The organism is Hungatella sp. (assembly GCF_046966825.1).
Genome location: NZ_JBKVCZ010000177.1, coordinates 1 through 11611 on the forward strand (window position 1 = coordinate 1; position 11611 = coordinate 11611).

At 52.0% G+C, this 11611-nt stretch carries 7 protein-coding genes and 1 pseudogene; all 8 read right to left on the reverse strand.

The window, feature by feature from the left end:
• On the reverse strand, nucleotides 1-264 hold a 264-nt coding region (locus tag ACLTD4_RS30475), incomplete at its 3' end, for an MATE family efflux transporter (RefSeq protein WP_412331807.1).
• Between the two features lie 49 nt (nucleotides 265-313).
• Nucleotides 314-3847 carry an ATP-binding protein gene (locus tag ACLTD4_RS30480; RefSeq protein WP_117620682.1) on the reverse strand — a complete coding sequence of 1178 codons (3534 nt, stop codon included), beginning with the start codon at nucleotides 3845-3847 and terminating at the stop codon, nucleotides 314-316.
• Between the two features lie 4 nt (nucleotides 3848-3851).
• Complete coding sequence (locus ACLTD4_RS30485; RefSeq protein ID WP_117620681.1) at nucleotides 3852-7436, reverse strand: response regulator; 3585 nt, start codon at nucleotides 7434-7436, stop codon at nucleotides 3852-3854.
• 496 nt (nucleotides 7437-7932) lie between these two features.
• Nucleotides 7933-8319 carry a poly(ADP-ribose) glycohydrolase domain-containing protein gene (locus ACLTD4_RS30490; protein ID WP_412331808.1) on the reverse strand — a complete coding sequence of 129 codons (387 nt, stop codon included), beginning with the start codon at nucleotides 8317-8319 and terminating at the stop codon, nucleotides 7933-7935.
• 54 nt (nucleotides 8320-8373) lie between these two features.
• Nucleotides 8374-9291 carry an NUDIX hydrolase gene (locus tag ACLTD4_RS30495; RefSeq protein ID WP_055652791.1) on the reverse strand — a complete coding sequence of 306 codons (918 nt, stop codon included), beginning with the start codon at nucleotides 9289-9291 and terminating at the stop codon, nucleotides 8374-8376.
• Nucleotides 9288-9866: an NADAR family protein gene (locus tag ACLTD4_RS30500; protein ID WP_055653130.1), complete on the reverse strand. Its 579-nt coding sequence runs from the start codon at nucleotides 9864-9866 to the stop codon at nucleotides 9288-9290. Before ACLTD4_RS30500 ends, ACLTD4_RS30495 begins: the two co-directional genes overlap by 4 nt.
• Nucleotides 9867-10263: 397 nt before the next feature.
• Complete coding sequence (locus ACLTD4_RS30505; protein ID WP_117620680.1) at nucleotides 10264-11142, reverse strand: hypothetical protein; 879 nt, start codon at nucleotides 11140-11142, stop codon at nucleotides 10264-10266.
• Between the two features lie 210 nt (nucleotides 11143-11352).
• Nucleotides 11353-11611 (reverse strand): annotated as a pseudogene (locus ACLTD4_RS30510) (LytR family transcriptional regulator); the annotation flags it as partial.

Consider the following 11611-nt stretch of genomic DNA (forward strand, 5'->3'; position numbering starts at 1 on the left):
GCCAAAGGCTGAGCTCTGGCGGACCGTTTCGTAGTCCTTTCGTCCCAGAGCGCGGCTCATCATACTGGAACTGCCGACGCCAAACAGATTGTTGACCGCATTAAATGCCAGCAGCACCGGGGCCGCCAGCGTAACCGCCGCGTTCTGCACCGGATTGTTCATCATTCCGACGAAATACGTGTCCGCCAGGTTATAAATGACCATAACCAGGGAACTTAAAATGGTCGGAACTGCCAGTTTCATAACCGCCTTCGGCACTGGCATCTGCTCAAATAAAACGGTTTTCTGATTATCTATCACTATCTTCTGCCTCCTAAACTGTCTTTTTCTTAAGCGCCCTCAAAAGGGTCTCCCGAAGCACCGCCATATCGACAGGCTTTGCCACGTGGGCGTTCATTCCCGCCGCCGCTGCCGCCTGTATGTCCTCGGCAAACGCGTTGGCCGTCATCGCAATAATCGGAATGGCTGCCGCGTCCTCCCGCTCCATGCTGCGGATCGCTCTGGTCGCGTCATATCCGTTCATCCCCGGCATCTGGACATCCATCAGAACCGCGCTGTACGTATAGGGTTCCGACTCCATAAACGCGCGTACCGCCTGTCTTCCGTCGGTCGTTACCACAGTCCTGGCGCCGCTCATGGCGAGTAGCTCGCAGAGAATTTCCGCATTAATCGCATTATCCTCAGCCACCAGAAAGAGACAGCCGGCAAACGTATTACCGTCAGCAAGCGGAAATGCATTCCGCCTGGCCGTCTCTGGCTCCGCCTTCCTTTCAGCCTCCGCCGCCGCAGCCTCTTCCTCCGCCTCCAGGCAGTCAAATTCCAGTTCAATTTTAAAGCAGCTTCCTCTGCCCACCTGACTTTCTGCCTGAATACTGCCTCCCATCAGGTCAATCAGCCCCTTCGTAATACTGAGCCCCAGTCCCGTTCCCTCGATGCGTTCCGTGCTCTCATTGCGCATAAACGGTTCAAACATACAGGCCAGAAACGTTTCCGACATACCAACCCCCGTATCGCTGATCGTAAAGAGATAGCGGGCGCGGCCTGCCTCATTTGCCGAAGGCTCGACTGGAGAAATCTCTGTCAGCCGGAACTCCACGCTTCCGCCCGCCGGCGTATACTTCACCGCATTTCCCAGAATATTGATCAGAATCTGATTTAACCGCAGGGAATCGCCGTAAAAATGCTTATGCCTGACGTCTTCCATATGGACCGCAAACTGAAGCCCCGCCGCCCTGGCCTGAGGCGCCATCATCGCGGACATCTGCGCCAGCATCTCGTTTAAGGATATCTTCATGCGGTTCAGCGTAATCTGGGAACGTTCGATCTTATTCATATCCAGAATATCATTGATCAGGCTCAACAGATGCCTGGATGAGATGGATATCTTCTGCAGGCAGTCCGCCACCCTTTCCCGGTCCCCTATATGGGCGATCGCCAGAGCGGTCATGCCCATCACCGCATTCATGGGCGTGCGGATATCGTGGCTCATGGTGGAAAGGAAGTCGCTCTTCGCCCGGTTTGCCTCTTCCGCAAGGGCCAGGGCGTCTTCCAGCGCCTTCTTGGACTTCCTCTCGGCGGTCAGCGTATCCGTCACATCCGCCCTCACCAGGCCTACCGTCGAATGATTGACATCGCTCCACATAACGGTTATCTGTTTGTACCTCTCCCCCTCATCCGTATGGTACGAAAGAAGGAAATCGTATCCGTCCGGCTTCTCCCGAAGACCTTCCAGAATCGTATGGATGCGGAATCGGGCGCGGACCTCCGCCTCATTTTCCTCGGTGATGCATTGGTCAATAAATCCCAGAATTGCCTCCTCATAGCACTCGGAATAGACGGGAGGAAGATTTTCCAGAACCGTCGCCCTCGTGTACATGGTAAGGCTCCTGCTGGCCAGATTGATAAATCCGGCCAGTTCAAAGGTATAGGCAATCAGACGCAGCATTCCCTGCTGCTCCCTGACAGAATCCGTAATATCCGTTCTCGTAAGACAGATCCTTCCAAGACGGAGATCGATCGGGGACAGAGTTATACTTTTTGTGCGTATATCCCCGTCTTGATCCACAAGGGAAAAGGTGAAGGAATAAGGCCCTGACTGCAGTTTTTTTATCACATACTCCGGATTCATGTTATGCTTATACCGCTCCCGGTCTCTCGGCGCCATAACGCCAGAGTTCTGCACCCAGGAGGTCCACTCCAAATAGCTTCCCTGGGGCGGCGGAACACATAAAATGCTGTCACTTTGCGTAAGTACCCGGTAATAGTCTGCCGTCAGGTTAATATCCACGACAAAGTCATAGCTGGCGGTGGTAAGCCGATGCAGAATCCGGTCGTTAATCGTCTGATCGGTGATATCGGTGATGGCAAGGATGCCGGTGACATCGCTGCTGTCCGGCGTATCCACCAGAGTCATCATAATCTGCACGTACCGGCCCGTCGCCTCTCCCGGAATCTGGACGAAGCACTCCATACACTGCTCAAAATCTTTTCGCCTAAACGCGGCAAGAGACGGCTCATTCAAATAGATCCCATAGAATTTGCGTCTCTCTTCCTCATCCACTATCAGAGTGCCCATTCCGGTAAAGAACTCCTCCCGCACGCTTCCAAACAGTTTTAGCGGGTTCACCCCCGTGTAATCGATGATTTCCAGAATTCTGTTCTGCGTAATGTTGCAGTGCCCCACGATCAGGGCATTGGAATCCTGCGTATGGTAATGCTGAAGAATCACATCCTTGTACTGCTTCCGGATCAGCTCCTTCTCCTCCAGCTCCCCCGTCATATCCCGCAGAACCGAATAAATCCGCTTCTCCTCGCTGTCACGGTTCATGGTCAGGCTGTTCTTTATCCAGACATAACCGCCGCTGCCCTTTTCCAGGCGGTACACGATCTCACCGTTCCGGTCATTTCCCCCGACGTACGCCTCCATCTGCGCGTTCACCCGGAGTCTGTCATCCGGATGAACACCGGCCAGGGCATCCGTCTCATACAGCTGCCACGCGTCTTCCAGTGTCATATCCGTCATGTCCGCAAAGCCCTCGGAGATAAATTCCGGCTTCAGCGTCCCGTCCTTCTCATAATGAACCACCACGATACCGCCCGGAAGATGCTTTAAAACCGTCTGGAAATACTGCTCCAGACGTTCCCGCTCTCTCCTGTTGGTCACTTCCTCCGTGACATCCCGGATGTATTTTACAATGGCCGGCCTTCCATTCCAGTCAATTTCACGGAAATGGGTGCTGTAAAACCGCCCCGTCTCCCCCGTCTCCATGATATGAGACGTTCCATCCGGTTCATGGCTGGTAAGCGTACAGAACTCGCAGGGCGACGTTCTGCCGTACAGAGCTGCATAACACGCCCGCCCGACTCTGCCCCGCTCTTTCCCGCGAAAACGTCCTGATTCATTGGCATAGAGAAGCTCGTACGTCTCCCTGTCAATCACATAGATTCCGTCCGCCGTCTCCTCCGCAATCTGCTGCAGCAGACGGTCCTCTGCGGACATAGCTGTATACACAATACAAAATTTATCCTTGCCTGCTGCCCGCCGTCCGTTCAGGCGAATCCATACAGGATCTCCATTCATCTGCCGGATCCTGCATGAACGGTCCAATAATTCGCCGCTGTCATAAGCCGCACTTACCTCCTCCATCACCCGGTCCCTGTCCCTGTCGCAGATGAGGCCCAGCACATCCGGGGAAAAAGAAGGCACAAGCTGTTTTCCAGCGACATGGTAGACCGAAATACCTCCCTTAACCGCATTGAAAACATCCTGCATCGTTTCCTCGACGCAGGATGTCCGTTCAGACTCCGGAGGAGCCGGCTGATTCATGGAGAGAGAGTCTTCACGCATAGTGTCACTCCTCCTTTCCAAAGATAAAATCATACAGTGTCTGATACAGCCGTTCCGGCTCTATGGGCTTGGCCAGGTGAGCGTTCATCCCCGCTGCCCGGCTCTTTTCGATATCGTCGTCAAAGGCATTGGCCGTCATGGCAATAATCGGAATATCCCTGGCATCCGGATTGCTCAGATGGCGGATATTGACCGTTGCCGACAATCCGTCCATGATCGGCATCCGGATATCCATGAGTATGGCATCGTAATAGCCAGGCTCCGTTTTGCTGAATATCTCCAGCGCACGCAGTCCGTTTTCCGCCGTATCCACCTTAAAGCCCTGGTCCGTGAGCAGCAGAGCCGCCACCTCGGTGTTGATCGCATTGTCTTCCACCAGAAGCACGCGTTTCCCTGAAAAATCGAAATCAAAGCCCGCGGATACCTGTTCCTGCTCATCCTTCTCTCCCAGCGCCCTTGAAAATGCGGACACCAGGGAAGACTTGAACATGGGCTTGCTCATCAGTAGATTGACCCCGGCAAGCTTTGCCTCATGCTCGATGGAACTCCAGTCGTAGGCAGTCATGATAATAATCGTAACATCAGGCCCTACAATCTGCCTGATCTGTCTCGCCGTCTCGATTCCGTCCATCTCCGGCATCTTCCAGTCGATCAGTACCATATCGTAATAGGCGCCCCGGCCCCAGCATTCTCTGATTCTTTCCACGGCCTTGCGCCCGCTGTCCACCCATTCCGCCTTGATTCCCATCTCATGAAGCGTCACGACGGCGCTCTCACAGACAGCCACATCGTCATCCACAACCAGCGTCTTTAAGTGGGAGAAATTAAAATTATGCTTCTTCTGGTTATGGCGCAGCTTCTCCTCCTCCGTAATCCCCAGTTTCATATCCACGGTAAACTCCGTGCCGATCCCCTTGATGGAGCGCACCGTGATCTTGCCATCCATCATATCCACAATGCTCTTGGAGATCGCCATCCCCAGGCCCGTGCCTCCGTATAAGGCAGTAGTGCCGATGGACTCCTGGGTAAACGGCTCAAAGATATGGGGCAGGAACTCCTCGCTCATACCGATGCCTGTATCGTTGATGATAAAGCGCAGGACGGCATCGTTCTTCATCCTGCTCCGCTGAGATGCCGAGAGGGTGACTTTCCCGCTCTCTCCGGTAAATTTGATTGCATTATTCAAAATGTTGATCAGAACCTGCTGCAGCTTCATGGCGTCGCCGATGTAGTAATCGTCCAGAACCGGGTCCACAATGCACTCATAGTCAACCGCCTTCGAGGCCGCCTGCGGATAACAGATGGAATTGATTCCGCAGAGAAATTCTTCCATGGGAATTTTCTCGTTCTTCAGCAGCATCTTTCCGCTTTCGATCCGGCTCATATCCAGAATATCATTGATCAGAGACAGCAGAAAGCGGGAGGAAATACCGATTTTGGAGATGCAGTCGGCTACCTGATCGTCGTCCCCGATGGATTTGGCCGCAATGGTGCTCATGCCGATAATGGCGTTCATGGGCGTCCTGATCTCATGGCTCATCCTGGAGAGGAAATCACTCTTGGCCGCGTTCGCCTGCTCTGCGGCAGCCAGCGCAGCCGCCAGCTCCTCCTTCTGGCGCTGCTCGCCCCGCACGATATCGGTCACATCGGTGCGCACGATGCAGATCCGCCCTAACTCTCTGCTGATATAGAACACTTTAAACCGCTTGACCCGCACGTTGCCGTACTCATCCCGCATCTCCGCCATAAAGGAGTATGTGTTCTGATCCTTTAACATCTCCTTCATATATTCGCTGTCCAGCTGGCTTAAGTACTCCTTTTTCGCCGCGCTGTCCATATACTGTTCCGCAATCTTGGTAATCTCTTTCTGGAATTCTCCCTGCCACGGAATCAGATTCTTCTCCGAACTGTTGAAAGAAACCTGCTGGTACGTATTCCGCCGGATATCGACATCCGTAATGCTGTCATAATCCAGCTCCGCGATCCTCTTGAGCAGGCGCTCCGTCAGCTTCTGCTCCGTAATATCCAGGACATAAAAGAAAACGATAATATCGCCGGTCTCCGGGTTTAAGCAGGACTTGAAGTTCATGCTCCCCCAGAAGGTGCCGCCGTTATATCGGCACAGGAACTCATAATGATAATCCGTCTTTCCGGCCGCATAGTCTTCCAGCAGCTTCTCCCGCCGCAGCGCCCAGCGGAGTTCCTCTCCATATGCAGCATCCACGGCACAGGAGGCCAGACTTTCAATCGTGTCATCGTAGGAAGTTCCCGTATGGGTCAGAATGATATCCGAGGTGGACAGATAGCTCTCCACTCTATTTTGCGTGACGTTCATACGTCCCTGGATGCTGCCGTCTGAGGAAGACATCTCCGCGAAATAAGTCAGTTCCTTCTCGTACAGCTCCCTCATACGCTCCTGCAGAAGCTTTTCCTCCGTTATATCCACAAAAACGCAGTAAAAATACTGTTCACTTCCCTCTTCCTTCAGCAGCTGGGCCTTGATGGAGATCCACTTCACCGTTCCGTCCTTACAGATCAGCCGGTTCTCGTTGTGGATCGTGTTGCCGTAGGTTAGCTGCCGGTTCAGCCGGTCCGCCATAATCTCCAGGTCATCGGGGTAAATGACGGAAGCCATGGTATTTCCCATAGCCGCGAATTCCTCTCTGGTATAGCCCAGGAATTCAAACAGACCGTCATTGGCGTCAATCACAGAAAACTCCGCGTCAAAACGGCACCGGAACACGGCGCCTGGAATGTTATTATAAAGATTCAGGACTTCTTCCCTGGCCTGTTTCTGGGCGGTGACATCGACGCAGACCGACATGATCGCAGGTCTGCCGTCTTCCGCCGTCACCTCGCGGCCCTGGTCGTGAACCCAGATATAGGAGCCGTCGTGCTTCTTCATCCGGTACTCGGTCACATACTCCCCGGAGACCGCTATCTGATCGGCCACCTCGCGGTCCACCCGCTCCCGGTCCTCCGGATGCATGCAGTTGGTAATCATTCCGCCGATATCCCGAATAAATGCCTCATCATTCTCATAGCCCAGATAATCCAGCATCCGCCGGTTGATAAAGTAGAACGGAAATCCTTCCTCTATGTATCCGCCCATCATGCCGCCCGGCAGAGAATCGTCCAGCAGCTTCTGACGCTGTTTTGCAATGTTCTCCATGACAAGCGTCTGCGGATAATGCTCCTCGTCCCCCTGCTTGTTGCTGGGTTCTGCAAAATGAAGGCTCTTAACCAGCCACACACCGTGCTCCCGCATCAGAATGAAGAAGCCGCGCAGGAGCCAGGAATACAGAGTATTTTTAAGCGTCAGACCAATGGAGAAATTCCAGAGATCCTCTCCAAGCCGCTGCTCGTGAACGATCGTGACTCCCACCGCAAACGGTTCCGGTATCTCCTGTATATCCTGAGCGATATACTCGGCCATCTCTTTCCTTCCATGGGCCGCTTCCCCCTCACCAGTACCGATAAACATGATGTCATCTGTGAAAAAAGCAATAGTCTCCTCCATACTGCGTCGTTCAAACCAGGCGCAGCAAAGCGCTTTCACACACCCCCTGGCTGTTATCTGTTCGTTCATCTTCCTTAACCCCTCCTGCAGGTTGCCGTACCTGTCTGCCAAAAGCTCATAATTTTGGCCATTTGTAACAATTTTAGCATAGAACCCCATAATATGCAATCATTTCGACTCATATAAATGAACCGCACTGCTGCCAGTATTTCCCATATCCACCCTTTATTTACCATTTTTCCAAATGTTGAGGCACGCTTTAACTTCTGTCCAAATCAAATACGATTCGACCGAAATGCCTCTGAACTCTCCGTTCAGCAGTTCCTCCACCAGCGGCGATTTTTACCGGATCGTTTCTGAATACGCCCGCATCCGTACGCTCCCAGGACCAGATTCTTTGCTCTCCTCTGCAAAATGGCGAGCGCCAGCGCATCCGGCGTCGCATCACATGTTCCGCCGTACCGCAGTCTTCGCCTTTACCGACCTGGCCCATAATAACGGCCGGCAGACTCGACCGACGAAAGACGGTTTCTCCAGGAGCCGGAACCTCATCCCGGAAGAACACTCACCTCCGGAGAATGATAAACGTGGTCCGTATACATCGCAGGCATGCCCGGTTGTTTCTGTAATACTCTCGTGGACGGTCAGCGTCTTGTAAAGCCGCTGGAGCGCCCAGGCTTTCCTGGAGCCATGGCTCCATTCGGAAACCGCCGCCGGGATTCTTGGCGCTGGCAAAATTCAGGATGAGCGATGTCCTTCTCCCTCCAGGAACAACTTCCAGGGCTCTCACGGTGGAGATATGATCTCCCACGGTGCAATAGCTCTGCGGCGTCCCAGGCGATTGCCGTCTTACGCCTTCAGCGTACTGGGTCCCCTCCTCCGGGGTGATCGGTACGCTTCCCTTTACTGATTTTCTATGCTTCTTCGATGAAATCCTCTGGTCTCCATACAGATAGCATCCTGTTCAGAATCCGGAGCGTTTCCCGCGCCGTCGCTTTTCTGTCCATTATTCTTCCTCCAATTTTCTGCGGAACAGTCTGGAGGGACGGTGGCCCTCATTCTCCGTGAAGGAATCGGTTTCCTCCACCAGATGGGCGATCTTACGCCTAAACGCTGCCTTTAACAGCGTTTTCCCCAGGATGACCTCATACACCTGCTGCAGCTGGGTCAGTGTAAACTCCTCCGGCATCATATGGAGGGCGAGATCCGTATACTCCACCTTTCCCTTCAGCCGCTCCAGCGCATAGGAAATAATCTTCGCATGGTCGAAGGCCAGCCCGTCATTTTCCAGAATTCTGTATTCCGTAACTGTTTCGTGTTCTGTTTTTACAATCTTTTTTTCTATCATGGAACTTAGCACCACGTCCTCATGGCTTAATTCCAGTTCATACCGTTTTGTGCGTATCGTCTTCATGCCGTCGTAGGTCATGTTTTTTCTGTACTCGATGTGTTCATCCATTAAACGGAAGGAAATACGGAACCAGACCGCCTGATCCGCGTCGTCCCCGGCCCTTACCCGGACCTTGGCAGAGTCGATGAGCGCCATGTAGGAACAGCTCATAACCCATGTACGCGGGTCTCTCTCCGGCTCGCTGAAGGTATAGAGCTGCTCCAGATAGACGTGGTCAACTCCTGTCTCCTCCTTCAGTTCCCGCCTGGCTGCCGCCTCTGTCGTCTCATCCGGCCGCACAAAGCCGCCGGGAAGCGCCCAGCAGCCCAGATAAGGGTGGACGCCTCTCTGAATCAGCAGCACTTCCAGCTCCTTTTCCGGAAGCTTCCTGTAATTCTCCTCCTCCGTCTCCATAACAGTAAAAATAACCATGTCGGCCGCAACAGACGGCCGCACGTAATCGCCCGGTTCGTAACTGCTCAGAAACTCCGCCTCTGTCAGCCCGTTCCGGTCACGCAGTTCCTTCTTCTTCATCCGTTTTCCCCCTCTTCCCTTTCCAGGAGAAGGTCGCGGACCTCCGTCAGGGCAAAGCCCAGGAAATTCGTCCCCCGCCACTTCACAGGACATTCCGCATCGGGATTACTTTTTCCCATACCGATACCCCAGATCCGGTCTCTCGGACTCGCCTCCACCAGGATTCGCCATTTTGTGCTCTTCAAATAATCCCACAACTCTGGATTCTGGGAAAACTTCGCCAGATTCCCCCGCTTCACGATCTCATAACAGGCGCCGTCCCACTTATCCTTATCGAAATTCCGGACGGCACGCCCGTACGCCTTCATCTCCTTCGGATGCTTTGCCTTAAGAATCATGGAGAGCATCTCCCCGTCGCCAAACATCCTGGCCTTTTCCGCCATCATAAACTGCTCCGCACACGTATATTCCGTACCGTCAACCGCAAACCGGCACATCCACCACTGGCTGAAGCACGACTCGTTGATACGTCCGTCCGCAGGCGGCGTGTGTCCCCAGAAAAACAGATATTTTAAATGATCGCCTCTGTTATAGGCCTTTCGTAAAGTTTCCAGATCGTAGATTCCTTTTCTCATGGTGTCCCCTTTCATCGTCTCTCTTATTTTCTTTTAGTTAGTATCTATTAGTTATTATTAATTTGTTATTATTAATTTGTTACTATCATTCTTTAAACTAATCTTAACGCAGCCCCATCCATTTGTCAAGCACATTGTAAATGGCAGAAATATGAATTTTTCGGTCCATATTCCTGCCATACAGTTATATTTTTGCTATATAATTAGCGGTTTTGGTTACATTTTTGATAATTTATGTATTTTTAACATGACTTTTGTAACCTTTTGTGTTATACTACATTCAGCTCTTCTTTTACATGCCATTCATGGACACTCCCCAAATTCCAGAATGGCATATATTTTTGTCTAAAATCAGCCTGCTGCACAGTCTTCGTTTTCTGTTTTCCACTTCCATGTACTATGAAAAGCTGTAAAAATAGTGGTTTCCTTTGCTGTCAGTAAAGTAAATTCCTTCTGCCGGATCACTGCCGTCCTCTCCCAATGCTTCCGCTCTCCGCGCGGAGGCCGTTGATAAATCCACTCCGGACGTCTCCAGCTTCTTTTTAATCTGATCCCGTTCAGACAGGAAATCATAAAGATATGGAGTTTCAACCGCTCGTATTTTTGACAGGCCGTCGCCGCTGTACGATATCACGATGTAACCACATCTGTCGTTGTCGGCTGAAAATGTACAGCAGTACAGCTCCCCCTGATCCTCATCCGGAACCTGGTCACGGTCTAAAACCGTATATTTCGTAAAGGTATCGTAATTCCACCTGGCGTTTTCCATGCCGCTTATCTCATCGAGCCATCCGTTTAACAGCAATTTTTTAAAGATGGATTTTTGCAGCATCTGATAAGCCCGTGAAGACTGCCCCTCATAATAAGAATTGCTCAGCGCTGCCAGATTGGCTTCCAGGGTATCCTGCTCCGTGCTCTTTATAAAGCTTAAGCTGCCCTTCGCCTTCTTTCCGGTTACTTTGATCTTATATATCCCCTTCTTCTTGATCTCGATCTGGAATGTGCCTGTCGGTACGTCCTCGTTTTCATATACCGTTTCCCCGTCTTCACTCTGAACGGTTACCGACAGCTTTCCCGAATCACTCACGATATCGGCGTCGATTACGTCCCCCTGATCCATCTCAAAGTACTGGGAATCCCTGGTATTAAATATGCTGTACTTCATAATAAGCTGGCTGTCATTCCCCATTCTGCTGCCGCTGAACGACAGGCTGTTGCAGGCCATCAGCAGTAATGCCGCAAGCATTGTACCCAGAATACAGATGATTTTCTTCATAATACCCTCCAATCCATTTTCATTCTCTTCTTTTCCCTAATCGTACACCCGGATTCTAAAGATAAAGAAAGAGAAAGACTTAAGTTTTCTTAAAGTTTTTGTTTTCATTTCAATAAAAGCAGCCGACAGGTTAACATAATTTTTTTATGTCAATCTGTCGGCTGTAATTTTATTTCATACCGCTATTTTTCACTTATTTCTGTCACTGCATCAGACCCCAGGTCCCACTTCTCCCGGGCCTCCCGGGCCTCCCGAAGAACCTCCTGCCGGACCTTTATCACCAGGCGCCGAGGGGGCTGCCGTCTCCGGAGCTTTCGTCGTCTCAGGCGCAGCTGGCTCAGATGCCTTCGTCTCTGCCTTAGTTTCTTCCTTCGTCTCTTTCGTTCCCTTCGTCTCCTCCGGTTCTTTCGCCGCACCGTCAAGGCCGGCGCCCGGACCGATGAGGCTTCCGTCACCATTGGTCTCAGCC